Origin of the sequence: Nostoc sp. (assembly GCF_036919495.1) — a bacterium.
Lineage (GTDB): Bacteria > Cyanobacteriota > Cyanobacteriia > Cyanobacteriales > Nostocaceae > Nostoc.
Genome location: NZ_JBALBZ010000198.1, coordinates 12,889 through 37,194, shown reverse-complemented (window position 1 = coordinate 37,194; position 24,306 = coordinate 12,889). Strand labels below are relative to the sequence as shown.

The following is a 24,306-nucleotide window of genomic DNA, read 5'->3' as shown; positions in this document are numbered from 1 at the left end:
ATGAATAATCTTTCAATACCTAAAAATTCTTGGGATGCTGCTCTTTACCAAGATAAACACGCCTTTGTCTGGCAGTATGGTGAGGACTTACTAAAATTCCTCAACCCTCAGCCAGGAGAATCCATTTTGGATCTTGGCTGTGGTACGGGACAACTCACAGAAAAAATTGCCCAAGCTGGTGCTGAAGTCATGGGAGTTGATTTTGCACCCGCGATGATCGAAAAGGCCAGACAAAATTATCCTCATATCCGTTTTAATGTTGCTGATGCTAGCAACTTTCAAGTAGACAAGCCATTAGATGCTGTGTTTTCCAACGCTGTATTACATTGGGTGAAAGAAGCAGATAGTGCGATCGCTTCCATCCATCAATCCCTAAAACCCGGAGGCCGTTTTGTGGCAGAATTCGGTGGTAAGGGAAATGTGCAAGCGATCGCCACAGCTTTAGAAAGCGCCTTAGAAGCAATTAATATCCCCATACAAGCCCTAAATCCCTGGTACTTCCCTAGTATTGGTGAATACGCCACCTTACTAGAACAGCAAGGCTTTGATGTTATTCATGCCATGCTTTTTGCTCGTCCAACTCCTTTAGCAGAAGGAGAAGCAGGTATGGCAAACTGGATTGGGATGTTCGCTTGCACTTTTTTAGCAGGACTTTCTAGTGAGCAACAAATACAAGTAATTCGCGTCGTTGAGGAATATCTTAAGCCAAGACTGTATCAACAAGGAACTTGGATAGCAGACTATCGAAGAATTCGCATCGTTGCCATTAAACTTTAATTAAAATGTGCGAATTTTTACTATTGCCTTAATTACGAATTACGAATTAGTATCAGCTATGCATATACCTAAATTGTGCGATCGCCCTACAGCCCTTTGGGCATCCTACGGCAGGCGTTGGCGCAGCCAACGCCTGAGATCACTTTCATTATTACTAACCATTAGCCTCACCACTTTACTAGTTCCGCCCTCGCTAGCGCAAACCCCCCCAATCCCATCACCTTCTAATGCGCCTCTGGAACTAGACTTATTGACTAAGCCGAAAGACTATGTAATCACAGCTAACACCATAAATCCAGAACGATTAACCGTTCCTAGTTTATGGTGGGCACAACAAAACTCTGAAAGAAAGCTATTAGATAATTGGATAGCATATCCACCTTCTGAAAAAGAACCTGCAAGAGTAGACTTGATTGTGAATCAGCAAATTTGGAGCTTACTAGACTATGTAGAACGTTACGACTTCGTAAATCGCTTGGGTAGCACTGCACGGAACTTTGGTTACAACGTCCGGGTATTTAATTATCAAAAAGAACCCCTGGGAACCTATACTTGTAACTTTAGTACAAGTCCAGCTTTATGCAGTATTCAAACGACTGTTAAGAACAAGATAGGGTTAGAGCGTTCACTCTAATAATTTAGGGAGAGTAAAAATTTTAGATTTTAGATTTTGGATTAAATTTCAATCTAAAATTGTCAATCCAAAATCTAAAATTGAATTGCCCAATTCCTAATTAAACCTTAATTTTGGCGAATAAAGACTCGTATTGTTTTATTGCTAATGGGGGTAAGGGAAGCAAAAATTCGCTTTTGTCAAAAACTTGGCGTAGGCCTAGCCCGTCGTAGACATCGCTCTGTAAAATGCTCCGTAATGCTTCTTGGATATCGGGAGCGACCAGATTTGTAGAAATTGGCGAATTACTTTTGGTCAACACCGAAATTTGTTTAGCTGTACTTGGTTGCCAACAAAAGTCAATCCATTGATCTGATAAACTACTCTTAGTAGTAATACCTGCGGGACGTACCCACAAGTCTGCCCAGATTGCTGTTCCTGACTGGGGAATAACTGCACCAAGTTGCGGATAACGTCCCAGAATTGGCAATACATCGCTTGACCAACCAACTGCGAGCCAAGTGTCTCCCATAATTAGAGGTTCTAAGTAGTTATTGGAACTGTAGAACTTTACCTGTTGGTTTAATGTCTGTAATTCCTTTTCCAAGTCTGGTACTTGGTCAATATTCTCTGTATTATAAGATTTTCCTAGCTTCTTTAAGACTAAACCAATAACTTCTCGTGGTTGATTGAGTAGCGAAATGTGCTGCTGCAATCCATCTCGCCACAAATCACTCCAATCTTTCGGCGTCCATCCCAATTTCTGCAACTTGTCACGGTTATAAATAATCACTGTGCTACCCCACCGATAAGGCGCACCCCACACCTTCCCTTGAGTATCCAAGTTACCTTGGTCGTTGCGTGTTACCAGTTGTTTCCACCTTTCATCTAAAGCAGACCACTGCTTTAATTGGTTTCCCTGCACCTCTTGGAGTGGTTGAATCAGTTTCTGCTCAATAGCTGCTTTTAGCCAGTAATCTCCCAATGTCACTAGGTCTGCATCAGCTGTTTTTTGACCTTGCATAAAGGGTATAAACCGTCTCCATCCCTTCTCATCAGTGGTTTTTGGTTTCTGCTGCCAATTTTGTAATTGCTGAAATAAACCTTGTATCTGCTCAACTGGAGCAAACTTTAACTGTACCTGTTGCTGCAAACTTTTGTGGAATTGATTAACTACCTGACCAGGTATAGAACCTTTTAATAACTGTACTTTTAGTTGCATCTGCTTGTTTCCACCACAGCCAAAAAGCAGTTGTGAAAGTGCCAGTGTGCTTGTACCTAGCAAAAACGACCGTCGATCCATTGATTTTGGATTTTGAGATTTTTGATTATACCTAATATTAAACAGAGATTCACCAGAGGCTGACTAACTGAAAAACTGTAGTTAGTAAATTAGCGGTATTTTTTGTTGTTAATAACGATAATTTAAACTAATTGACTCAAAATAACGATTTTTCGGCATACATACACCTAAATATTAGTTTTTCTCCATAATTTTCCTTATTAGTACTTATAGTCAAGTTTTACTTAATATTTAGAATTAATGATTTAAATGTCACTTTTGCACCAAAAATTATCAATACTTAAATAATCCATAAGTATAGTTAAGGTTGAGAGTAAATTGAATAACATATAGAAAATGTACGGATGAGGGTATTAAATGGAGCCATTACAGAAGCAAATCCTGACTTTAAGCGAAAAATTGGATGCGCTCTGCCAAGTGATTGGGCAGCTTGACGTTAAAGTAGCTCAAGCTTTCTCAGAGTGTTCTTTAGCGAATACACAAGCAAAGCATAATGAGCAGGAAAATGGCGCAACTGGTGGCTACCAGTTCAAAGGACGTAACAATTTAAATCCAGAAATGGAACACAAGGATGTTTTGATAGATGGCATTTATCTAGATATGCATCGTCAAGGTGGAGATAATATAACACCAGAAATTCAAATACAACGACTGACAGCGCAATTAACAGCAGCATACAATCGCATTGCTGCCTTGGAAGAACAATTACTTAGAGAGAGAATTCATTAAATTTAGCCTGAGTTAAACGAATAACAAAAATGGCTGGAGGTAGAGAAAGCAAGCCTTTAGGTTCAATGTCGAGTGATGGCTTTGTTAGCATATATATAAATATAAGCAACTAATCCACCTATCAAATTGATAAAAAACTTAAACATACTATTATATATATTTACGTAATAGTATGATATATCTACGTATAGGCTTTTAGTCCATACCTCAGCTGATAAAGCAAGATGGCAATTTCTAATTTCAGTTCATCCTCAGTCATGTTTGATGCTTGGAGATGTCATCGGGAATTATGAGGCTCATAAATAAGGGAAAACTCTAATTCATAGTTTATTCTAATTCTTCTGTCATGCTGGGCAAGATTTTTAAACGCACAGAGAAGTAGCATCGGAGGAAACCTCCGTTTATAAGTTTGGTGGGGCGCAGAGTCTTGCCGAATTTAATTCGCTATAAATTAATAAGATGCTGTACTTAGCCGTTCAAGTTGGGCTTCAATGGCTGCCAAAAGCTGGTGTTGCTGCCAATTTTGGCTAAGATGAGCGGCTATGCAAGCTGCTCCAGCACCCATACCTTCTTTCACAAAGCCCTGCTCATAAGCTCTGAGTTGGGGATAACGAGAATCAGCAAAGCTTAGATGAGTTGCTAATAGGGGAGGGGTTCTTCCACTCTGAGTTAAGCTGGCTTTTTCTAAGCTGAGGGCTAAGTCAACTGTAGCGCCAGTAGGATCTTCTGCCACCCAGCGAGTTGTGCCTACAACTACTTCTTCTGGTTGCCATAATAAGGCGTAAGTTTGAGCGATCGCACTGATCAGCGCATAAACCGCCAGCATTTGCGTCCCACCAGCGAGCATTACACCACAACTCCGACTAGCAGCGATCGCCATCCCAGCTACCACCACTTGCATCGGATCGCCCACAGCAGCGACGAGTTGCAAGGGGTTAACTGGGGAAGATGAGGAAGATGAGGACAAAGTAAAATTTTCTCCCCCTGCTCCCTCATCTCCCCCTGCGCCCTGCTCCCTGCTCCCCCTCATCTTCTCCAGCCCAGCTTGCACTAGCGCCCACTTTTGCGCGTGGTTACAAATAGGGTGGCTGCTGTTAACTTTTCCAGCAGCATCTATACCCAAACCAGTCAAGATTGCCAAGGCAGTTGTAGTGCCTCCAACGACGCACTCACCGAGAATTACATACTTATGTTGGTTATTGGCAGCAAGGCGTTCGCCCCAAAGTAGCCCTTGTTTAAACAAGTGATGTACCGTTGTGATTTCCATAGCAGCACCACTACTTAAACACCGAGCAGCCGTACCGCCCAAATCAATTACTGGCACAGCTGGAGGCTGAGGTAAACCAGCATTAAACAAATGAACTGGTATCTTTAGTGACTCAAAGACAGCGCGAGAAATCAGCACAGGTGAAGCCCCTGCCGCTAATGGTGGTAAGGGATATTGGGCTTTATATTCTGGGCCATAGTACAAAAACTCGGCATCGGCACAAGCAGTATATTTCCGATCCTCTGGAGTGCGACCGGCTGCTGAAATCTCCGGAATTAAACCAGTTTCAGTAAATCCTAAAACACAGGCAAATAGGGGCAAACAGCCACGATACCGTCGTAGCCATTCTTCACCCTGTTCTTTTTGAGTATAAATACTAATCATTTGGAAAGTTAAAAGTTAGGAGTTAGGAGTTTAATTCATAACTATTAACTCACAACTCCTCACTATCCTTCATAATCCATGAGCACTTGTACCCAACGTGGTGGAGGGGGAATGGGGTTACCCAAACGATCAAAAAGCAACCATGCTGCCAGGTGTACCACAAAAAGGTAGATAAAGTTGTTGAGTACAATTAAAGCGATCGCTCCCACTTGAATCAAAAACACACTGGGACTCGTCAATAAACTTAAGTTAAAAAATACCCACTCTATGAACTCAGTTACCTGGGTAATTACATAAATCCATAGGTCTTCACCTGACAAAACAGACAGCAACCACAGTCGAAAAAAGACTCCCAAAGTACCCAACAGCGTACCCAAGGTGATGGAAGTAATCCAAGGAACACGACGACGATACCACGTTGCTCCTAAAAGCACGCCCATAAACCCGTAGGGCATGACAAACAGCAAACTGCGGGCTGGCCCCATCAGTACCGTCAGCAGTAACCCGGAGGTGAGTGCTGCCATCCATGCCGCACGCCTGCCCCAACGCAGATAAACTAAAGCGATCGGTACCGGAAAAAATATCCGCAAAACTGGCCCCAAGGGAAAGTAAAAATTTATAAACCAAATTAAGCTAGCGGCACTTGCTAAAAACGCCGTTTCCACCATTCTTAAGGGCGCATCAGCTTTGAGTTGAGGAGGCATTAACTGCTGTTCTTTGTCTAACCAATGATTATGGGGAGTTAGAGGCTCAGGCGATGGATCTTCCTCTGGCTCATCTGGCAAAGAATCTAAAATACTCATATCTGACAAGTTTTTAAACGATCATTCTTTCTAAGGCTGACAAATCGGGAATACAAATAGTGTCTTGATCCCGTTTAATCAAGCCTTTTTTTTCTAGCCTTGTCAAGACTCTTGTCACAGTTTCCCGCGCCAGTCCGCTCAAACTACTCAATTCTCGATGAGGTAAATTGGGGATTTCGGTTCCTGTTTGCCCTTTTTTTCCCTGTCCTTCTGCCAAAAATACCAACGTATCTGCTACCCGTGACTGGCTATCAGATTCCCGCAACCGCAATCGGCGATTTACTTGCCGCAAACGTCGTGCCATTAGTTGCGCCAATCGAACTCCCGCTAAGGGTTCTATCTGAAGTAACTTGACAAAATCCTGAGCAGGCATACTCCCAATTATCGTTGGGGCCAAGGTAATCACATCTGTAGATCGAGGCACTTCATCTAGCGCCGCCATTTCACCAAACAATTCCCCTTTACCAAGAATATTCAGCGTTACCTCTTTTCCCTCCAGATTGTAGGTGCGAATTTTTACCCATCCGTCCAGAATAAAATACACAGAACCGCCCCAGTCATTTTCTAGCAGAATTACCTGATTGGCTGGGTGAGTGCGGGTAACAAGATGGATGAGAGCTGATTCTACAGCAGTTTCTGACAACCCTTGAAAAAAGGGAGCCGAGGTGATCATCCAGGAATTAGCCTGTGCTTGCAAGCTATATCGGTCTTCCATTACGACATCTTTATTCAAGCGGCTATATATACACACAACAAACAGGAGCGCCATTTTCAGCCTAAGCTATCATTGCACAGCTCCCTTTCAAAAAGAAAACTAAACTATGCTACATAAGAAAGCGACAAGAACGTTTTTCTAAATAATCTTTACCTATAAGTTTAAACGGGGTAAAAGTTTTGCAAAAAGTAGTTTATGTCCGACGGTTGTATTGCTTAGGGGCTAGCTGCACTGCAAACTTGATTAGTTCACAATATAGGCAAACAACATTAATGATACTAAAGGGAGTAAATTATTGCTCAGGTATTTTAGCGATTTTCAAAAATAGGCAATTAATGATCTATAAAACTAAGCTTCCACACAAAAGCTGACTGAAGATTGCCACGAGTCGCAGTAATCCATAACATAATGACAGTCACAAGTCCAGGCAGGGGCTTTTGCCACTCAAAACTTCTCTTATGACCGACGTTGCGCGTAGAAAGATCCCATAGGGTACGGTGATTGTAAAGTAATTGTTACATTAGTTGACATATATCTCTAAGTAAGGTGATAAAAGTGACTTCCAGTGCAGACGAAATTCAAAAGCTGATCGCAGACATTGACAACTTACTTGCCAGTGGTGGCAAGCGTATGTCTAGATTTCTGTCTGGTCAGGCGCAAGAGCCTAAAGAGGTTTTAGAACGAATTCGCAACTTCTTGGTGAGGGTAGAAGAAAAAGAAGCATCAAAGAATGGCATCCCAAATCAGTCTTCTAAAGAATCGCGATCGCCTTTATTAACAAAATTTATTGAGCAAGGTTATAATCAGTATCCACTACCCCGGCCCGAACCGAATCAGGAACAGAGTACTATTGGGGCAGGAAAATTAAAAAGTGAATTTTCGAGCTTGATCCAGCCATTGCGATCGGAATTAGAATTGCTCTTGCAAGAGCGAGCCGCTCTTATACAGGAAATTAGGCAGCTAGAGCAAAAACGATTGCAAAATTACTCCTTAGCGCAGCAGTTGACAAACCAGGAGCAGATGATTACCGAGTTTTTACAGGTACTCATGAGTCGTCTTGTGCCAACTTTAACGCCATTGCTAACACAGACGCGGCAGAATTCTACCAGTTCTTCAGGAGCAAATAGTGCAAGCTCAGAACCAGGAATCTCTGCAACTCAACCGTTATTAGAATCACTAGACCCTGCGGAGCGTTTAACTCACCTGGCCAGGGAGTTGGATCAACGTTTATTATCACTAGATGGGACTGTAAATGTAGTATTTGAAGCACTACAGCGTAACATTAATACTTATCACGATTCTCTGTCGCAAGCATTGGCAAGAATGCATAGTCAGGGGATGCAAGGCGAACAGTTGATGGCCAGCTTTCTCAACAATTTGACCCAGCATTTGCAGCAGCAATCCCCTAGTTCCCAACCATCTTTCCTTGAGGTCGAATCTGATACACCAGCATCATTAACTGACCCCGCCGAGATTTCTGCTGGAGTTGCACCCCAACTCTTAGAGCTTATACAGCCAGAAACATCTTCACTCACATTTGATCCTAAGCAACAGAATACTAACATTACAAACGTTACAGAAGATTTAGATGCAGCACTGTTGCAGCTTGGGATAGATTCGTCTCAATCTTCTCAGCAGACCGAATTATCGCAAGATATTTCTGCGTTAATTGGTGATGAAGCAGACCAACTTTACACCAGCTTGTTTGGTACTGGTGATGTTAATAATCCAAGTCTTGAGGTTTCCACAGCCTCAGAATCAACGTTGAACATCGCGGAGGGCGCATTTGTCCCTTCAACTGTGTATTCTGAGGCTGGAACAGCAGATACGGATCTATTCGATCTGGGCAACGTTAACCCAGAAACAACCCAACAGACTCCCGTAGAAACTACAGCATTATCAGATTTACAGGAAGAACTATTTTTTGAAGATGATACAGATATAGAGCTTGTTAGTTTCTCTACTCCACAAGCAGTTTCCGCAATAGACAGCTTGCAGACCCGCAATCAGCCAGCTAGCGCTGATACAATTAATACTCTAACTGAGCTATTGCCTGATACAGGTAATGAGCAGGAACTGCTGGAAGTGTCATTTTTTGAGGATAATGGCACAACTACAGCAGCAGTTACTCCAGAAGTAACGGAAATTGCGGAAATTGCGTTGGCAAAGCCTATTGAAAGTATCGCCAAACCGGAAGTATTAATTAACGATGATCAGCCAGAGCTGTCTTCAGATGACTACATTGCTGCCTCGCCACAAGAAAACTTGCTTTGTGTTGAGTCAAACCAGGCTCCAGCCGTACTTGATATTTCTTTAGATGAAGAACAGTTGCAGCAATTAGATCGGGATTTAGCTAATTTTGATCTACAGCTAAATTCTGAGTCGCAGCCAGCTACCAACTTGGATATTTTCTCAGAATTACTTGATGAAAATCAAGACATAATTCCCATAACTTCTCCTGAGCCGTCAACAGAAAATCTCCAAATAGTAGAAAATACCTCAACTGCTACTTTCTCTAGTTTGGCAGTTCCCCAGGTAGAAACTGAACAAGAAAAGGAAGTCACTACCCCTGTTGAAGAAAGTTCTTTACCTCCAAATTCCAACTCCATCAACAATCCAGAAGTTTCGCTCAATGTTCTACAATCAGTTTGGTATTTAGGAATTGATTTAGGTACAACAGGAATTTCTGCGGCATTATTAAATCGCTCTACTTTTGTTGTACATCCTATCTACTGGTCAGCAGAAAATCCGCCAGGAACAACTTCCTTCCAGGAATCATTTCGTTTACCAACAGAGGTTTATCTGCCTACAGCTTCTGTACCCCACGGAGAAAACGAAAGTATCGAAGTACATGAGCGGACAGTACCTGCGGCTGTTGACCAAGATAAAGTGCCCGATCGCTCCGCCAACACTCCTGCAACACGGACAACAACAGATGCGACGAAAAATAATCTTTACTCGGCACAGTTGAAGCCTTATTTACAAGTAGCCATTCCCTACAAGAGTGAACGGCAGAAATGGGAACCTGTTTTGCAATTAAATGAATTTTCCGCAGGCCCTTTGATTTGGGTTGTGCGATCGCTCTCTAAGCTACTATTAACCCTCAAATCTGAAAAAACTTCTACCACCCCTAGTTTAATGGCTGCTGCTATGGGGATCAGCGAACAAGATTTCCCCAAAATTATCAATAATATTGCTGGTGTAATTTGCACCTGTCCATCTAGTTGGTCGGAACAATACCGCTTTAACGTGCGGTCAGCTTTACTTACCAGTAAACTCGTCCAACATCCGCAGCAAGTCTTTTTTGTAGAAGAAGCGATCGCTAGTTTACTCCCAGAACTCGATGCTGCTAACGGTGAGCAAATAAAATTAAGCCAACATCAAGGTTCTCATCCAGCAAAAACCAGCGAACATCCCATTGTTGGCAATACCCTTGTGATTAACATTGGGGCAACTGCCACAGAAATGCTGCTGGTTAATCTCCCAGAAACATTGCAGCAATTGACATACAATGATTTCATGATCCACAGCTTTGCTTATGCTGGTAAGGGAATTGAACAAGATATAATCTGCCAGTTGCTATTGCCACCGAAATCTCGGCAATCACGCCAAGAAGCACAAAGCGATGCCTGCGGCGAGCTACGCCTACCCAAAACTACCACCAATAATCCTTGGCAATGGCAACCGTCAATTCCTGGTTTAGACCAAATGCGTTGGCAGAGTTTAGGGTTGGAAGAATTAGAATTACCCAGAGTCGGAGAACCAGATATCACCACTCGGATTCGCCTCCAGCAGCGTCTAGAAAGTTCTCTACTGGGACAGGGAGTATTAGATGCCGCACTAGCTCTAAAGCTGATTTTGCAACACCAAGAGTCTTTTACCTTAGAATTAGCCGATCAGCAGTGGATTTTGCAGCGACGAGATTTAGAAAGCCAGGTGTTTATCCCCTTTGTGCGTCGCCTGAACCGAGAACTCAACAAGTTATTGGTAGCTCGTGGCATCCCCACAGAATCCATTAATCAAGCTATCCTGACTGGTGGGGTGGCTTGTATCGGGACGGTGAATCGCTGGCTACGGCAAAAACTCCCCAGCACTAAGATTATTCAAGATTTATATCTCGGCGAGAACGGCGCTCCTAATTGCAGTCGCGTTGCTTATGGTTTGGCGATGCTGCCTTTGCATCCCCAGATATTAGATATACCCAGACAACAATACACTGATTATTTCCTATTTACAGAATTGCTGCGGCTGCTACCAGACCGATCTTTGTCTTTCGGTGAAGTTATCCAGTTATTTGAGGGTCGTGGGATTAATACTCGCACTTGTCAGCAACGCCTGCTGGCTTTTTTAGAAGGTGAACTGCCTTCCGGTTTGATACCTTCAGTTACAGATTCGGCTTGGCTGACTCAAAGTTCGCAAGAAAATCCTGATTATCAGGCGATCGCTACAGCACCACTTTTTGAAAAACAAGGGAGTCTCACATATCGTCCCAATTCCCAACAACTGCTGTCTTTGCGTCGCTATCTAGATGCAATTAAGGCTAGTAATCAGCAATCATTGGAGGAAGCATACTTAGTGAATTTTGCTTTAGAGGTTAATCATTGAGATTAGTAAGTAAGTCGGTGCGAATAAATTGAACTATTTTAAATAATGTAAAATTATTGTCATCGATTTCGTAGTAAGAGCTTCAGCCCTTCTTTTAGGACTAAATTTCTTACTAGAAACCTTTAATTATTTACACCGTTTTACTTACATCACGGATGAACCTATCCCACTAATAAATAATATATGGGCTACAAAGCTTAAGCTTATTGATAATTTAAAACGAAAAATCAAGGTTTTTAAGCACGTTTTACGAAAAGAAGTAAAGATTATTACAAGAGTGGAATAGGTTCATTTGTCTTTCTGAGTCGGTCACATCCTGATGAGCTTTCAACTTTCAACAATGTAATGCTTTGTATGTATATCCATAACACTAGCTTTTTTAGCTTATGGGATGAGACACTGTAATTTTACAAATTCCTACCTTAATTAAAAGATTCTGTAAACTTTAGATTTTCTGTTTTTATATTGCTTAATTTTTATGTATGTTAACACTCAGTAGTACTGACAAAATCAATAAAAATCACTTAATTAATAATTATCTTCATGTCTACACTACTGATTCAAAAAATCCTGTTGTAGATAAGTTAGTCGTTGTGAATCATCTTTATCTTTATTCAGTTAATTGCTCGCAACAGCCTTTCCACCCGTCAACCTTAAGCGTGAGAAAACGATTAATTGACATTGTTGGAGCGATTGTGGGGCTGATAATTACATTTTTTATAGCAATTCCTGTAGCAATTGTTACTTTTATAGATGCTCCAAGCCCAATATTTTATTCCCAAATTCGCTGTGGTTTAAACGGAAAAACTTTCCGCATCTGGAAATTCCGTTCAATGATCGTCGATGCCGATAAACTCAAGCATTTGGTGAAAAACCAAGCCAAAGGTCACATCTTTAAATCTTTTGACGATCCTCGCATTACTCCTGTGGGTAAACTTTTACGGCGTACTAGTTTAGATGAGTTTCCCCAATTTTGGAATGTTCTGTTAGGGGACATGAGTTTAGTTGGTACTCGTCCACCCACTCCTGATGAAGTCAGCAATTACGATCCACATCACTGGGATAGATTACGAGTCAAACCAGGTATTACTGGAGAATGGCAGGCTAATGGGCGTTCCAGCATTACAGACTTTGAAACCATTGTCAAAATGGATATAGAATATCAACGTAAGTGGTCTGTAACTTATGACCTGAGTCTGATTATTAAAACTATTGGGGTAGTCTTGAAAAAGACTGGGGCTTATTAAATTGGGGCATTAATTATTTCTCTCTCATCTCCCTCATCTACCACTTTCTTGTTCTGACTTCTGACTTTTTAATTCTTCAACCCTTAACCCCGCTACCAGTTTCTGTGGGTACGATGTAACGTTGTAAAAACAAAAATAGTAATAATACTGGGGCGATCGCAATTACTGAACCAGCAGCTACTAACCGCCAGTCAAGAGAAAATGTACCTGCTAGCTTTGCGACTCCCAAGGGAAGAGTGTATAAATTTTCGTCTTGGATGACAATTAAAGGCCACAAAAAGTCACTCCAAGCACCAATGAATACAAAAATAGCTAAAGTTACCAATGCTGGGCGAACTGCTGGTAACATAATATGCCACCACAAACCTAACTCCGAACTGCCATCCATTCGAGCGGCTTCTTCTATCTCTTTGGGGACACTCATGAAAGCTTGGCGCAACAGAAAAATGCCAAAGGCAGAAGCTAAACTCGGAAAAATCATCCCTAAATAACTATTTCTCAAACCCAACTGGACTGTCAAAATATAAAGGGGAATCATCACGATTTGGAAGGGAATCATAATCGTAGAGACGATGGCCACAAAAATCCAGTCTCGCCCGACAAATGACAATCTTGCCAACGGATAGGCAGCTAAAGCGCAAAACAGCAGATTTAAGCCTACAGTCAGCACTGACACCAAAGTACTGTTATACAGATATTGTCCAAAAGGTAAAGAGTTCCACACACTAAAGAAGTTATCTAGTGTAGGTGAGGCAGGCAATAACTGTGGCGGCGACTGCAAAATATTTTCTGTAGGCGATTTCAAGGCTGTACTAACTAGCCACAGTAAAGGAAAGAGCATCACCAGTGCGATCGCTCCCAATAGCGCATACATTAGCAGAATTTGCGATCGTGATTTTTTCCAGTTCAGCATTTGATTGATAAAATAAATTATCTTTTGTAAAATATTTTTACACAGTAATTATAAAAATTAGCAAAATAATTGCTAATTTTATTTTAAAATTTAACCCTAATCTACGCTCACAAATCGAGTGCTTAGATAATACTTGGAATTCTGGCTCATGTCTACCTGACTCAATAAACATATAAATATATTTTGATATCTTATGCTACCTCTTACTGTTGGCGATCCGATTCCCTGGTTCATTCTTCCCTCAACTTCAAATCCAGCCTTTCACTTTAATTCAATTGGTGGATACCGTAGCATTTTGTTTTTTTTTGGAAGTTCTAAAAACAACCATATTCGGCAAACTCTTGATGATTTATGTGAGCGACAGCAACAGTTAGCTGCATATAAAGTGCCATTTTTTGGTGTGAGTATAGACCCAGACGACACTTTCCTAGAACAGTTAATACGGAATAAAACTTATTTCAAATTTCTTTGGGATTTTGAACGAAAAGTCAGTTTCCAATATGGGGTTTGTCAACCAAACGATCAGGTAGGCAACCAGGGCAAACGCATCTAAATTACTCTTGATCACAACGAAGGTTAAGAACCAACGAAAAAATCAGGATTTCGCGTTTAATTATTTTTTAAGCCCCAAAGCGATCGCCTAATCTTTTCGCAATAAGCAAGAGTTAATGACATTACTTTTAACTCTATTGATAATAGACCTTACTTATTGACATGATGCGGCCGCCCTGGGTAGGCAACGAGCTGCAATACAAACCAATAATCTTTATTTTGGATGAAAATTTACGAGTTATAAAGGTTTTGCCAATCTTATCTATTACTCAACCTTGGGAGCAAGTATTTGAGTTTCTCAATAGCTTACCTGCAATCTCACAAAATATTCCAGCAGCCAGACAAGCACCTGTTTTATTTATACCCAATGTGCTGAATCAAAGCTTTTGTCAACATTTAATCCACTTGTACGAAGCAGATGGTGGTCAGGATTCTGGCTTCATGCAACAAATCGACGGCAAGACTATTGGAGTCTATGACTATGAATTTAAAAAACGCCGAGACTATTTAATTTCTGATCCTCAACTATTAAAGCAAATCAATGAAATAATTATGCGACGGGTTAAGCCAGAAATTGAGAAGGTGTTCCAGTTTAGCATCACTCGCTTTGAACGCTACCTGGTATCGTGTTACGAATCAACTGATAAAGGCTTTTTTAATCGTCATCGTGATAATACTACCAAAGGTACAGCGCACCGAAGATTTGCTATGTCGCTGAATCTCAATACTGGTGCTTACGAAGGCGGAGAACTAAGATTTCCAGAGTATGGACTCCAGCTTTATAGTCCCAATGTGGGAGAAGGGGTAATTTTTTCTTGCTCTCTACTGCATGAAGCTACTCGTGTCACCAGTGGACGGCGTTTTGTTCTGCTGTCGTTCTTTTACAATGAGCAAGATGCCAGATTACGAGAAGAAAATAGCAAGTACGTTGTACTCGATAATACTGATGGTGATTAAAAGTAAAAAAACTTTGTAAACAGATACATTTTTCTATTCAAAACTATTAGAGATCCTTTTAGCCAATGCTTCATAATAGATAGGAAAAAGTAGGGTGCGTTAAGGATGTGTAACGCACTCTCTCCTGTTGATTTAGAGACGTAAAGTTTTACATATCTATAAATTTTTGGTTGCACAACTAATAACTTTCACACATCAAATCAGCAACGCCGAAAATCGTATCTAACCAAGTAGGTTTATAAGCGATCATCCTACAGTTTTAAGTCAGATTATAGTGGTTAATCTTCAACCGCTACATAAGGTTGTGGTTCCCGCAATCGTTGGGCAATTTGTTCTCGTCGATATTTTGCAAGTTCGCTATAAAGTCTCTTGCGAGAGAGATTCACGCTGCCAACAGGCTCATGTTCTAGCAATGTATGCCACGGGGAAAACAATATACCCTCATCTAAACGTTTACGCTCTTCAAAGTTAAATTTCTGACTAGGAATGCGGACAGTTGCAACTTTAACAAAGGGTGAATCTGCTTCTTGCCATTCTCTAACGTGGTCTTCAATCGGCGTTTTTTCATCATCTACATAAAACTGAATGAAGAAGTCAAAAGACGCTTCTTGACTTTCTTCAGTCAAATATTTGACCATCGTTTCTCGAAGGTAATTTTCTGATTCTGGAAGTGTTTCTGGTGGTTGTTCAGACTGTTGAGATTTGACAGACAATTTTACAATGCGACTACCAAACTTAAAGGGAGCCATGCTCCAATATTGAATCAAAAGCGGATTTCCTACCTTCTGACTACCAATTTTTTGCAAGATAGCAAAAACGTAAGCAAGTTCCTGCATCCGTTCTGGGCTGAGTTGTCCACTACCTGCTTTTGAAAGATCAGCGTAATCACGAACGTCTTTGGCCAAAAAAGTAGGATAATTGTTGAGTATAAAATCTTGAGTTTTTTCTTCATCATCCAGCACTTTTTGCCCGTCCACATTCATCACTTTGATGGCGATACCGCGAACATCAGGCTGGCTATCGGAGTGAAATTTACCACGTTTTTCAGGCGAACCACCACTAGAGAACCGAATCCATGCAGGATAGGTTTGAGGCGTTTTGAACAAACCTACTTTCAGGTCTTCAGGAAGATTGGGTTCAATAATAAACTCTCCCGAAAGCAGTCCATGACTTTTGCTATGAATTTGGCGGAGGTCTGGGCCGGTTTTTTGTTGAGCTTGCAGGCTAGTTGCGATAATCTCGTCGATTGTTGCTTCCTGCTCAGTGGTAGATGACGTTGGGTTAGTCATAAAACATTTGATGATGTGTCTTCATCATCCTGAATCCTTTAGCCTTTCTGAGTCAATCCGGTTTCCGTAGAAACAGCTTGTAGTGGTTTATCCCAAGGTTCATTAGGTATTTCGGACAAATAGGCAAACTCAAAGACAATTCCGATAGTCGGCTTTGTCTGCCACTGCGGTAAACTGAGCAAGCGATCGTAATATCCGCCGCCATAGCCCAGGCGATATCCTTGATAGTCGCAAGCGACACTGGGGACAAGAATCAAATCCACTTCAGCCGGATTTAAGATTGGAGCGTCGGGGTGTGGTTCAGTAATGCCATAAGCGCCGCTTTGGATAGAATCACTCGGTGTCCAAAGATGCCAAGATAGGGATTTTTTATCAATGCAGCGAGGAAATCCCCAACGGTATTTGGTGTTTGCAAATAGTGGACTGAGATCGGGTTCTTGGCGAAAGCTGAAATAAGCGAGGATTGTTTTTGCTTGGGTAAACAAAGTAAAGTTTTGTAAATGAAAGCATAAGCGATCGCTTTTTTCTCTCCACTCTCGACCGGACATTGATTGACGTGTTTTAAGTAGAGTCCGGCGTAGTTCTGCTTTATTTAGTTGATAATTAACTTTGTCCATGAAAATTTATAGCTTCAAACAAATAAGCTGGGCGATGCCCAGCTTATATCAGCCTACACTTACCGATAGATTGTTATACAGCGTGTTGACGATACCACTCAATGGTATTCTTTAACCCTTGCTCAAAGCCCACCTGAGCCGTGAAATTAAAGGCAAGATTTGCCCGTTCAGTATCTAAACAACGGCGGGGTTGACCATTCGGCTTGTCAGTTTGCCAAACAATTTCACCCTTAAACTCCATCAATTCGCAGATTAGAGTTACCAAATCAAGGATGGAGATTTCATAACCCGTTCCCAAGTTAACTGGTTCCGATTCACTATAGAATTGAGTTCCCATAACAATCCCCCGCGCTGCATCTTCTGAATACAGAAATTCACGGGTGGGACTGCCATCACCCCAAACTGGGAGTTGCTTTTCTGCCTTAATTTGGGCTTCGTGAACTTTACGAACTAATGCTGGAATAACGTGAGAACTTCCTGTGTCAAAGTTATCTTCTGGGCCATATAAATTCACTGGCAGTAGATAAATTCCATTAAAACCGTACTGCTGGCGGTAAGATTGCAATTGCACTAAAAGGGCTTTTTTAGCAATTCCGTAGGGGGCGTTGGTTTCCTCTGGGTAGCCATTCCAAAGATCATCTTCTTTGAATGGCACGGGGGTAAATTTAGGATAGGCGCAGATTGTGCCAACACAAACAAACTTTTCTACTCCAGCTTGATAGGCAGCGTGAATTAGCTGCGTTCCCATGATCAAGTTATCGTAGAACAACTCAGCAGGTTTTTCACGGTTCAGACCGATACCCCCAACATGAGCTGCTAGGTGGATAATTACATCTTGCTGGTCAACTGCGCGTTGGCTATTTTCCCAAACACGCAAATCACAATCGCGCGATCGCGTTACTGTAATCTTCTCACGTTCAGCCCCTGCTTTACACAGTTGATCTATCACCTGACGACCTAGAAACCCCGACCCACCAGTGACAAGAATGCGTTTATTTTTTAATTCTAAGGCGGTCATATTTTTATCCTCTGTGGTGCAAATCAGAAGTGCAAAGCGCCCAGTTGCTGACGAATAGTCGCAATATCTAATGGAAATTGCGAACCATTTCCATTGGGTGAAGTGTGACCCAATGCTTGTAAATCTGCTTCTACCATTAAGGAAACTAGTTCTTCAAAGGTTACTGATGTTTTCCAGCCCAACTTCTGGCGTGCTTTGGTAGAATCGCCAATCAACAACTCTACCTCAGATGGACGGAGGTAACGCTCATCAAACTCTACATAATCTTCCCAATTGAGATTTACGTAACTAAATGCCAGTTTCAAAAACTCGCGCACCGAGTGGGTTTCACCAGTAGAAATTACGTAATCGTCTGGCTGGTCTTTCTGCAACATCAACCACATTGCTTTGACGTAATCCTTCGCATAACCCCAATCTCGCTTGGCATCTAGATTACCCATGTAAATCTTTTTCTGCTTACCAGCAACTATACCAGCCACTGCTCTGGTAATTTTGCGAGTTACAAAGGTTTCACCCCGCCGTGGTGACTCATGGTTAAAAAGTATGCCATTACAAGCAAACAAATCATAAGACTCACGATAATTTACAGTTTGCCAGTGGGCGTAAACTTTCGCACAGGCATAGGGGCTGCGGGGATAAAAGGGCGTTGTCTCAGTTTGAGGTACTGCTTGTACTAAACCGTACATTTCTGAAGAACCCGCCTGGTAAAATCGCACCTGAATTCCGGTACGATGTTGATAGTCCCGAATTGCCTCTAACAGACGCAACGTTCCCATTCCGACAGCATCCACCGTATATTCTGGTGAATCAAAGCTTACTCTGACATGGGATTGAGCGCCCAGATTGTAAATCTCTACTGGCTGGACTTCTTCTAAAATGCGTCGCAGCGTCGTACCATCTGTCAAGTCACCATAGTGAAGAAACAACCGCACTCCCTCTTTATGGGGGTCTTCATAAATATGATCGATGCGGTCTGTGTTAAAGGTAGAAGTCCGGCGAATAATGCCATGAACCTCATAACCTTGTTCCAATAAAAATTCACTTAGATATGAACCATCTTGACCAGTAATACCAGTAATCAACGCTCGCTTCTGTTGCGTCATGCTTAATTATCCCTTATTGTCTTTGATTAAAAATTTACAGTCAATCTGATACAACCTAGCAGTTAATTGCTCAATTGCCTAATGGGAAACCTACGAGTTCTTGTTGTTAAGAGACTTTCTCCCTAAATAAATATACTTAATAAAAAGTAATTTAACACGTAAGTTCAACCTAGATATATCAAGATTGTTTAAATATATATATCTTTTCCTATATAGTTCAAGATTTTTTTGTATACGTTCTTTGTTTGTGAAAACTTTATAATGTAATAGGTTTTGTGAAGACTGAAATAAATATTTTAAATTAGACTTTTGCCAAAAATTAGAATAACAGCAAAGTAAACCAAAGATACACAATCAAAGAAGTCTAAGTTAAGTAGAAACGTATAAATTATAGATAACTTTATAAATAAAGAAGAACAATCTTTTAATTTTAGAGAAAAATTGGTATTTAGGGGCATTAAATGCCCCACAGAATTGGCCCTTAATTAGTTACTCAGTATGCCCCGTTATTTTTGGGTAGAATGACCACATCAACAGTTTTCAAGATGATCCATAAATCAAGCCAGAGATTCCTAAACCTAGCATAATGCAGGTCTATTTGGACTCGCCGAGGGTAGGGAATATCATTACGCCCAGACACCTGCCACAAACCTGTAATTCCTGGACGGATTGTTAAAATCTCATCAATGTAAGAACCGTATTTTGATAGTTCTTCTGCTACCAAAGGTCGGGGGCCGACTACACTCATGTCCCCTTTTAAAACGTTCCAGAACTGGGGAAATTCGTCTAAGCTAGTAATTCGCAAAAATCGACCAATTTTGGTAATCCGGGGGTCTTGTTTCAGCTTAAAACTGCTTTCAAATTCTTGTCGCAATTCGGGCGATGTTTCCATCATTTGCATGAGGATTTCGTCCGCATTGCTTACCATTGTTCGGAATTTAATACAATTAAACGTTTTGTAATTTTTCCCTACCCGTTCTTGGACATAAAAAATTGGGCCTTCTGAGCTGAAAGCAATCAGCAAGGCCAAAATTAAGTAGACGGGCAAGAATAAAATTAACACTGACAGCGAAAACACTATATCGAACAGTCGTTTGGCAAACTCTCCGTTTAAACCCTGAAAAGATAAACCTTTTGGTTTAACTTTTGGTGTTTTCGTTTTTTGACCGCGTTTTAAGAAACGCGTAGACGTTCTGGTGTCTTGCCTTACGCCTCGTTTGCCGGAGAGGAGTGAGCTCTGGGCAGTCATCATACTCCTTAATAATCCACACCACACATAGTCCCAATATTAAAGCCAAAATGAGGTGCTTCTGGGGAAAATTGCCAAAAGCCTAAAAAAATAAGACGTTATTCAAGACCATCATTGCAAAAATGGTCTTTTTTCGTTACATTTGTTTACAAAATCTAGATAACGATCTGCAAAAATTTGCGGTGAGAACTGCGCGGCGTGCGATCGCATATACTCAGAACTGAACGAACCCTCACACACTTCAAACTTTTCTACTGCCTCCACCAAAGCCGCCTCTGTTTGCGTCCTAAAGAATATACCTGTCCCTGTATCCGCACCAGAGCGAATATCTCGCACTGTTTCTAAAGCACCCCCTGCACCGTAGGCAATCACTGGCGTGCCACAGGCTTGTGCTTCCACTAGGGCAATACCAAAATCTTCACAAGCTGCATATACAAACGCCTTAGCCCTAGACATATATTTTTTTACCACATTATCAGGTTGCCATCCCAGTATTTGGATATTAGAGTTTGCCATCTCACGAATCTTGTTCATTTCATCTCCTGTACCAATGACTACTAATGGTCGTTTTAGTTGATTAAAAGCTTTGACAATCAACGATATTTGCTTGTAGCTTACTAACCGAGAAACTGTCAGGTAAAAGTCCTCTTTCTCAGACAGAAATGGAAATTCCGCAATATTCACTGGTGGGTAAATGACTGTTGCTTCTCGTCGATAGCAACGCCAAATCCGCCGAGCTGTATGCTGCGAGTTGGCAATGAAGTAATCCACGCGATTGGCACTCAATACATCCCACTGCCGCAAACGATGTAATAAATATCGCGTCACCCACCCAGGGAAACCACTACCCATCTTGCTGTGGCGCAAATAATCAAAAGTCAAGTCCCAGGCATAGCGCATAGGGCTGTGACAGTAGCAAATATGCATCTGTTCCGGAGTGGTAAGGATTCCTTTGGCAACAGCATGGGATGAAGACAGAATTACGTCATAATGTCGCAAATCAAGTTGTTCAATTGCCAAAGGCCACAAAGGCAAGTATTTTTGTATACCGTTGCGGGCAGATGGAAAGTTCTGGAGAAACGTCTTGCCAATTTGACGCTTATATAAATAACTTTCAGGATTACTGGATTCAAAATCGATGAGGGCATACAAATCAGCATCAATGTGATTCAAAATTTCTCGGACAACGAGTTCTGAACCACCGGTGGCTTTGGGTGTCAGCCACTCATGAACCAGAGCATATTTCAAGGGCACAGCTAACTTGAATAAATGGAAACTACAAAGGCCAACTTGATGACGTTAACTGAAAAGTCTTTCCTTGTGATTAATTAACGGGAAGCGGCCCAGATTAGCACATAAGACGCAATTTTACCTTAGAGGTTCCAGATGGATGCTGCAACCTGATAATCTCAGAGTGGGAATGGGGAATGGAAAATGGGAAATACCAATAGTTTTCTTCCCCTGCCTTTGCTGCTTTTCCCCTATTCCCCACTCCCTAGTGCCTTAACGACAACTGATATAAAAATGGTGAATTTATGCGAATTCTAATTATGGGTGGTACTCGGTTCATTGGTGTCTATTTGACTCAATTATTAGTGGAACAAGGACATGAGGTGGTGCTGTTCAATCGGGGAAATCGGCCAGCACCTTCTTTAGAGGGAGTAGGACAAATTATAGGCGATCGCACTGATGCTACTCAATTAAAGGCAAAGTTATCACAAGAAAACTTTGATGTCATTTTTGACAATAACGGGCGAGAACTTACTGATACTCAACCACTAACAGAGATTTTTCAAGACCGAGTGCAACATTTTGTCTATATGAGTTCTGCGGGAGTGTATCTCAAATCTGACCAATTGCCCCATGTAGAAGGCGATTCAGTAGATCCTAAAAGTCGCCACAAGGGTAAACATGAAACAGAAGCTTATCTGACTCAATTGGGATTACCTTTTACTTCCATTCGTCCTACTTATATTTACGGGCCTCGTAATTATAATGAGTTGGAAGGCTGGTTTTTTGACAGAATTGTGCGCGATCGCCCCATTCCCATCCCCGGAAATGGCTTGCATATCACCCAGCTAGGTCATGTAAAAGACTTGGCACTAGCAATGACTAAGGTTTTGGGTAATAAACAAGCCATAGGACAGATTTATAATATATCTGGCGATCGCTTTGTTACTTTTGATGGTTTAGCCCGTGCTAGCGCTATAGCGGCTGGTAAATCACCCGATGCTGTAAAAATCGTTCATTACGACCCGAAAAAGTTTGATTTCGGCAAGCGCAAAGCTTTTCCGATGCGAGTGCAGCATTTCTTTGCTTCGGTGAATAAAGCGCAAACAGAATTAAACTGGCATCCTGAATATGATTTAATTTCTGGGTTACAAGATTCCCTGGAAAATGATTATTTAGCTAATGCAAAAGATAAGGCTGATGTTGATTTTTCTGTAGATGAGGAGATTTTACAAGCTGTGTGAGTAAAGATGTTTAGGGGCACATTGCTGTGTGCTCCTACTGATGCGATCGCATTTTCATAACTCATCAGGGTTAACGCCTAACTCTCGCAGTTGTGCTGCTAATTTGTTAGCACGTTGACTTTCTCGTTCGAGAGGTGTGAAAAGCCAATTCCCGGATGCATCATACCAACGTAGCCACAATCGCTCAATTCGTTGGTAAGAACCTTGCCAAAGTCCTAAGCCCAATTCCAAACCCGGCATCCACACCCGTGGGGTACTTAAGTCCAATTCACTGTAGCGGTCTGCAACTAATTGGAATGCTTGGAGTTTGTCAGTGTAGCGGTCAAACACAATGTAGTAAGGAACTCGCAAAATCCGCTCATAAACTTCCCATTTGGTCGGCGGTTGGCTAATCTCCCGCAAAGTTTGTCCTAAGTCTTCTTTTTCAGTGCCAGGAGAAAGCAATTCTACCACTACAAAAGGAGCAACCCCTTCTTGCCAGATAACATAACTGAGACGCAAGTTTTGCTGTTCGTAGAGACGCGAAACTCCCACAGCAGCAAACCAGTCCGGGCGTTTGTACCACAGTGTATGCCGCAGGTCATAGTAAAGGTTTAAGTCGGTGGCAACAAAAACCTCCTCTGCTGGATAGTTAGGTGGACAGAAGGTTTCGCGCAGAAGTTGGGGTTGAAAAAGGTGAAATTCGTCAGGCAAACCAGAGTCCTCCGGGTATTCACTGGGAAGATCATACATTGTAGGTAGGACTTCTTTGGGGGAGAGAGGCGGGTCTGTTTGGTACATAAGGGAAATCTTGACCGACTAATTTTAAGTTAACGGATCGCGGTAAAGGTTTGGCAAAAATCAAAAGAAAATATTTTTTCTTATACCTGGGAAAGACGCGATTAATTGATTTTTAGTTTTTACGAGAACAGGAATAAAGATTTTCTCTTTTTATTTATTTTCAAGTTCAAGTTAGTAATGCACACTTTTGTGGTTCTACCGCATATTTTATGCTAAAAAAAGCAAATAACGAATTAAACGGAACAAAATTAACTAATAATAAAGCTCAAAATCGAAGCTGGATATTGACAAACCCAACAATGAGAGCTTAGGACTGTACCCCTGATTTAATTAGTTTCCCAATCACTAAACAACAGATATGAATAAAGTGGAGTATCTTATTCTCAAGTCTGCTTTATATTTTCATGAAACTCTCAAAAATGTTGCAAAAGATCACAAAATCTCTCATGCTGAGGTAGCTTATTCAGCAAATTGTCTATTTCAGAATGGAGATATCTTGGCAGAGGTAAACCCTAATGAAGATGAAATTCGAGATTATGTCGCAGTTCATCAAGTTAGATCCGATCTAGATCGATATGAGGGATACCCTTCACCCCTAGCCCCTTTTCCAGAAGGAGGTGAAGACGATAACGATCAAATTTCACTAATCCATAAGTGGCTAATTCCTAACTATCAACCTAGAAGACCAGTAGTATTAACCCTCTCACAAATTGAGGCTTCTTTAGAAGGGAAACTTGGAGCTTTTTACTACTTAACTCCTCAAGGAGGAACTCGTTGGGAATTGATAACTCATCCAGATTGGAATCGTTATTATACGCACCGTCTTGGTTGTAGTCCTGGTGAAATATCTGTATCATAAATAGTAAGTGGCGATCGCCAATTTATAGAAAAATTTCTTAACGTCGATTGTT

The 24,306-nt window shown here is 41.4% G+C and carries 21 protein-coding genes; 9 read left to right on the top strand and 12 right to left on the bottom strand.

From position 1 onward, the window contains the following. Complete coding sequence (locus V7K25_RS27920) at window positions 1–777, top strand: class I SAM-dependent methyltransferase (RefSeq protein ID WP_335162645.1); 777 nt, start codon at window positions 1–3, stop codon at window positions 775–777. Window positions 778–910: 133 nt separating this feature from the next. Then, window positions 911–1,411 carry a hypothetical protein gene (locus tag V7K25_RS27915; protein ID WP_335162691.1) on the top strand — a complete coding sequence of 167 codons (501 nt, stop codon included), beginning with the start codon at window positions 911–913 and terminating at the stop codon, window positions 1,409–1,411. A 100-nt stretch (window positions 1,412–1,511) separates the two neighbouring features. Here the strand turns inward: V7K25_RS27915 and V7K25_RS27910 are convergent, their stop codons facing one another. Continuing rightward, entirely contained in the window at window positions 1,512–2,693 is a 1,182-nt protein-coding gene (locus tag V7K25_RS27910; protein WP_335162643.1) for an extracellular solute-binding protein, read from the bottom strand. 357 nt (window positions 2,694–3,050) lie between these two features. Here V7K25_RS27910 and V7K25_RS27905 point away from each other — a divergent pair, with 357 nt between their 5' ends. Then, window positions 3,051–3,422, top strand: coding sequence for a hypothetical protein (locus tag V7K25_RS27905; protein ID WP_335162641.1), 372 nt, complete (start codon window positions 3,051–3,053; stop codon window positions 3,420–3,422). Window positions 3,423–3,873: 451 nt separating this feature from the next. Here the strand turns inward: V7K25_RS27905 and V7K25_RS27900 are convergent, their stop codons facing one another. The 3 genes from V7K25_RS27900 to V7K25_RS27890 all read right to left on the bottom strand — a co-directional run bounded on the left by V7K25_RS27900 (window position 3,874) and on the right by V7K25_RS27890 (window position 6,591). Next, the gene (locus V7K25_RS27900; protein ID WP_335162639.1) at window positions 3,874–5,073 is read right to left on the bottom strand and encodes a nicotinate-nucleotide--dimethylbenzimidazole phosphoribosyltransferase; all 1,200 of its coding nucleotides are present in this window, start codon (window positions 5,071–5,073) and stop codon (window positions 3,874–3,876) included. Window positions 5,074–5,135: 62 nt separating this feature from the next. After that, entirely contained in the window at window positions 5,136–5,876 is a 741-nt protein-coding gene (locus V7K25_RS27895; protein ID WP_335162637.1) for a DUF2232 domain-containing protein, read from the bottom strand. Window positions 5,877–5,889: 13 nt separating this feature from the next. After that, entirely contained in the window at window positions 5,890–6,591 is a 702-nt protein-coding gene (locus V7K25_RS27890) for a Crp/Fnr family transcriptional regulator (RefSeq protein WP_335162689.1), read from the bottom strand. Between the two features lie 555 nt (window positions 6,592–7,146). Between V7K25_RS27890 and V7K25_RS27885 the strand changes: the two genes are divergently transcribed. Both V7K25_RS27885 and V7K25_RS27880 read left to right on the top strand, forming a co-directional pair. Continuing rightward, window positions 7,147–11,196 (top strand): hypothetical protein, encoded by a 4,050-nt coding sequence (locus V7K25_RS27885; protein ID WP_335162635.1) that lies wholly within the window; start codon window positions 7,147–7,149, stop codon window positions 11,194–11,196. A 593-nt stretch (window positions 11,197–11,789) separates the two neighbouring features. Continuing rightward, window positions 11,790–12,443, top strand: coding sequence for a sugar transferase (locus tag V7K25_RS27880; protein ID WP_442948123.1), 654 nt, complete (start codon window positions 11,790–11,792; stop codon window positions 12,441–12,443). A 76-nt stretch (window positions 12,444–12,519) separates the two neighbouring features. Here the strand turns inward: V7K25_RS27880 and V7K25_RS27875 are convergent, their stop codons facing one another. Next, window positions 12,520–13,356: a carbohydrate ABC transporter permease gene (locus V7K25_RS27875; RefSeq protein ID WP_109012087.1), complete on the bottom strand. Its 837-nt coding sequence runs from the start codon at window positions 13,354–13,356 to the stop codon at window positions 12,520–12,522. A gap of 193 nt (window positions 13,357–13,549) precedes the next feature. On the opposite strand from V7K25_RS27875, the gene V7K25_RS27870 reads away from it, so the two are divergent. Both V7K25_RS27870 and V7K25_RS27865 read left to right on the top strand, forming a co-directional pair. Next, complete coding sequence (locus V7K25_RS27870; RefSeq protein ID WP_335162631.1) at window positions 13,550–13,909, top strand: redoxin domain-containing protein; 360 nt, start codon at window positions 13,550–13,552, stop codon at window positions 13,907–13,909. 248 nt (window positions 13,910–14,157) lie between these two features. Further along, entirely contained in the window at window positions 14,158–14,865 is a 708-nt protein-coding gene (locus V7K25_RS27865) for a 2OG-Fe(II) oxygenase (RefSeq protein WP_335162629.1), read from the top strand. Window positions 14,866–15,143: 278 nt separating this feature from the next. On the opposite strand, the gene V7K25_RS27860 is transcribed toward V7K25_RS27865, so the two are convergent. The 6 genes from V7K25_RS27860 to V7K25_RS27835 form a co-directional block, all read right to left on the bottom strand. Next, the gene (locus V7K25_RS27860; RefSeq protein ID WP_335162627.1) at window positions 15,144–16,154 is read right to left on the bottom strand and encodes a catalase family protein; all 1,011 of its coding nucleotides are present in this window, start codon (window positions 16,152–16,154) and stop codon (window positions 15,144–15,146) included. A 38-nt stretch (window positions 16,155–16,192) separates the two neighbouring features. Continuing rightward, window positions 16,193–16,771: a 5-formyltetrahydrofolate cyclo-ligase gene (locus tag V7K25_RS27855; RefSeq protein WP_335162625.1), complete on the bottom strand. Its 579-nt coding sequence runs from the start codon at window positions 16,769–16,771 to the stop codon at window positions 16,193–16,195. A 73-nt stretch (window positions 16,772–16,844) separates the two neighbouring features. Next, window positions 16,845–17,789 (bottom strand): GDP-L-fucose synthase family protein, encoded by a 945-nt coding sequence (locus tag V7K25_RS27850; protein WP_335162623.1) that lies wholly within the window; start codon window positions 17,787–17,789, stop codon window positions 16,845–16,847. A 23-nt stretch (window positions 17,790–17,812) separates the two neighbouring features. Then, window positions 17,813–18,892, bottom strand: coding sequence for a GDP-mannose 4,6-dehydratase (gmd, locus tag V7K25_RS27845; RefSeq protein ID WP_335162621.1), 1,080 nt, complete (start codon window positions 18,890–18,892; stop codon window positions 17,813–17,815). Between the two features lie 493 nt (window positions 18,893–19,385). After that, on the bottom strand, window positions 19,386–20,141 hold the full coding sequence (locus V7K25_RS27840; protein WP_335162687.1) for a sugar transferase: 756 nt from the start codon (window positions 20,139–20,141) through the stop codon (window positions 19,386–19,388). 111 nt (window positions 20,142–20,252) lie between these two features. After that, window positions 20,253–21,395 (bottom strand): glycosyltransferase, encoded by a 1,143-nt coding sequence (locus tag V7K25_RS27835; RefSeq protein ID WP_335162619.1) that lies wholly within the window; start codon window positions 21,393–21,395, stop codon window positions 20,253–20,255. Window positions 21,396–21,676: 281 nt separating this feature from the next. Here V7K25_RS27835 and V7K25_RS27830 point away from each other — a divergent pair, with 281 nt between their 5' ends. Further along, window positions 21,677–22,615, top strand: a complete 939-nt coding sequence (locus V7K25_RS27830; protein ID WP_335162617.1) for an NAD-dependent epimerase/dehydratase family protein — start codon at window positions 21,677–21,679, stop codon at window positions 22,613–22,615. Window positions 22,616–22,669: 54 nt separating this feature from the next. On the opposite strand, the gene V7K25_RS27825 is transcribed toward V7K25_RS27830, so the two are convergent. Further along, the gene (locus V7K25_RS27825; RefSeq protein ID WP_335162615.1) at window positions 22,670–23,395 is read right to left on the bottom strand and encodes a Uma2 family endonuclease; all 726 of its coding nucleotides are present in this window, start codon (window positions 23,393–23,395) and stop codon (window positions 22,670–22,672) included. A 358-nt stretch (window positions 23,396–23,753) separates the two neighbouring features. On the opposite strand from V7K25_RS27825, the gene V7K25_RS27820 reads away from it, so the two are divergent. Then, window positions 23,754–24,254, top strand: coding sequence for a hypothetical protein (locus V7K25_RS27820; RefSeq protein WP_335162613.1), 501 nt, complete (start codon window positions 23,754–23,756; stop codon window positions 24,252–24,254). The last annotated feature ends 52 nt before the right edge of the window (window positions 24,255–24,306 follow it).

What these genes read in the sequence shown, in the direction of transcription:
- V7K25_RS27850 (WP_335162623.1), bottom strand. Translation starts at nt 17,789, where the DNA reads ATGACCGCCTTAGAATTAAAAAATAAACGCATTCTTGTCACTGGTGGG.
- V7K25_RS27890 (WP_335162689.1), bottom strand. Translation starts at nt 6,591, where the DNA reads ATGGAAGACCGATATAGCTTGCAAGCACAGGCTAATTCCTGGATGATC.
- V7K25_RS27860 (WP_335162627.1), bottom strand. Translation starts at nt 16,154, where the DNA reads ATGACTAACCCAACGTCATCTACCACTGAGCAGGAAGCAACAATCGAC.
- V7K25_RS27870 (WP_335162631.1), top strand. Translation starts at nt 13,550, where the DNA reads ATGCTACCTCTTACTGTTGGCGATCCGATTCCCTGGTTCATTCTTCCC.
- V7K25_RS27875 (WP_109012087.1), bottom strand. Translation starts at nt 13,356, where the DNA reads ATGCTGAACTGGAAAAAATCACGATCGCAAATTCTGCTAATGTATGCG.
- V7K25_RS27830 (WP_335162617.1), top strand. Translation starts at nt 21,677, where the DNA reads ATGCGAATTCTAATTATGGGTGGTACTCGGTTCATTGGTGTCTATTTG.
- gmd (WP_335162621.1), bottom strand. Translation starts at nt 18,892, where the DNA reads ATGACGCAACAGAAGCGAGCGTTGATTACTGGTATTACTGGTCAAGAT.
- V7K25_RS27920 (WP_335162645.1), top strand. Translation starts at nt 1, where the DNA reads ATGAATAATCTTTCAATACCTAAAAATTCTTGGGATGCTGCTCTTTAC.
- V7K25_RS27905 (WP_335162641.1), top strand. Translation starts at nt 3,051, where the DNA reads ATGGAGCCATTACAGAAGCAAATCCTGACTTTAAGCGAAAAATTGGAT.
- V7K25_RS27840 (WP_335162687.1), bottom strand. Translation starts at nt 20,141, where the DNA reads ATGACTGCCCAGAGCTCACTCCTCTCCGGCAAACGAGGCGTAAGGCAA.
- V7K25_RS27825 (WP_335162615.1), bottom strand. Translation starts at nt 23,395, where the DNA reads ATGTACCAAACAGACCCGCCTCTCTCCCCCAAAGAAGTCCTACCTACA.
- V7K25_RS27895 (WP_335162637.1), bottom strand. Translation starts at nt 5,876, where the DNA reads ATGAGTATTTTAGATTCTTTGCCAGATGAGCCAGAGGAAGATCCATCG.
- V7K25_RS27820 (WP_335162613.1), top strand. Translation starts at nt 23,754, where the DNA reads ATGAATAAAGTGGAGTATCTTATTCTCAAGTCTGCTTTATATTTTCAT.
- V7K25_RS27900 (WP_335162639.1), bottom strand. Translation starts at nt 5,073, where the DNA reads ATGATTAGTATTTATACTCAAAAAGAACAGGGTGAAGAATGGCTACGA.
- V7K25_RS27855 (WP_335162625.1), bottom strand. Translation starts at nt 16,771, where the DNA reads ATGGACAAAGTTAATTATCAACTAAATAAAGCAGAACTACGCCGGACT.
- V7K25_RS27910 (WP_335162643.1), bottom strand. Translation starts at nt 2,693, where the DNA reads ATGGATCGACGGTCGTTTTTGCTAGGTACAAGCACACTGGCACTTTCA.